The sequence below is a fragment of the Thiolapillus sp. genome (assembly GCF_048562965.1).
GTDB lineage: Bacteria > Pseudomonadota > Gammaproteobacteria > Chromatiales > Chromatiaceae > Thiolapillus > Thiolapillus brandeum_A.
On record NZ_JBHNMF010001086.1, the window covers coordinates 1 to 911 of the forward strand.

The following is a 911-nucleotide window of genomic DNA, read 5'->3' on the forward strand; positions in this document are numbered from 1 at the left end:
TGATGATGGTTTCACAACTCCATCTTCTCAGAGACCGGGTGGGGGGCTCTACCCCGACAGGACTGACCTGATCATTTGCCTCAAACCCACCTCTGCTACCCACAAATTCTGCTGAGGAGCCTAACACTTTTACAGTGTCAGTCATTAGATCATCAAATGGCATTTGTACGATTTCTCCTTGAAAACTTAACGCTACACATAACCGGCATTTTGCGGCGCGCAGCAGAGCAAAATGCCGGTTATGTGATTGTTAGGTGTTTTGATTATGCCAGAAAAGCAAAAGGCCCTGCATGGATGCAGAGCCTTGAAAGACGCCATGCAGGATTGCAATCTCCGGCGCATGGTGGCCACTTTCGTGGACTTAAAGCCCGATGCTAGGCAGAGCGGGAACAATATAAGCATAGACTGTTACAGATAATCTGTCAATGAGGTCAAACCGATACCATGAAGTATGCACTGTTGAATTTTTATCATATCGGCTTTGTCTAGGACCCGAATATCGTAGATTCGTTTCCCTGAACCATCTTTTTTCTCGAAGGGCAAATATAGTCGATCGAATGACACTGTGTACAACATATCGGCCTTAACCCACTGAATTTTAGAGTTATATGGCTTTGGTAGAACTGGATCGAGAGTAAATTTGTGATGATAAGCAGCTACAGGATTGGGTGGAGTGGTGCTGAGCGGAACCACCGTGCAGAGATGTTGCCGCCTACGGAGCCTTGGAGAGATTACGACAGCAGGTCTCCTTTTTACCATTTCAGGAGGAACAAACCCTTTGAAGTCACAAATAACGATAGTTCCCTGTTCCGGGTGAATTTGTATTGGCATTGGTTATTTTTTACCCATTACTTTACTGACTGGAGTTTAGAGTTTCAGAGGAGAAAAACCACTAAAAATCTCAAAAAATA

The 911-nt window shown here is 44.6% G+C and carries 2 protein-coding genes; one reads left to right on the plus strand and one right to left on the minus strand.

The window, feature by feature from the left end; translation table 11 throughout:
* Window positions 1–408 precede the first annotated feature (408 nt).
* Complete coding sequence (locus ACOCD2_RS22460) at window positions 409–759, minus strand: type II toxin-antitoxin system PemK/MazF family toxin (protein ID WP_293885882.1); 351 nt, start codon at window positions 757–759, stop codon at window positions 409–411.
* Between ACOCD2_RS22460 and ACOCD2_RS22465 the strand changes: the two genes are divergently transcribed.
* Window positions 643–911 (plus strand): hypothetical protein (locus tag ACOCD2_RS22465; RefSeq protein ID WP_293885883.1); only part of this gene is annotated, 269 nt, incomplete at its 3' end. The two genes, ACOCD2_RS22460 and ACOCD2_RS22465, sit on opposite strands and share 117 nt — an antisense overlap.

Excerpts from the sequence above, each read along its gene's own strand:
- ACOCD2_RS22460 (WP_293885882.1), bottom strand. The coding sequence starts at position 759 with ATGGTAAAAAGGAGACCTGCTGTCGTAATCTCTCCAAGGCTCCGTAGG.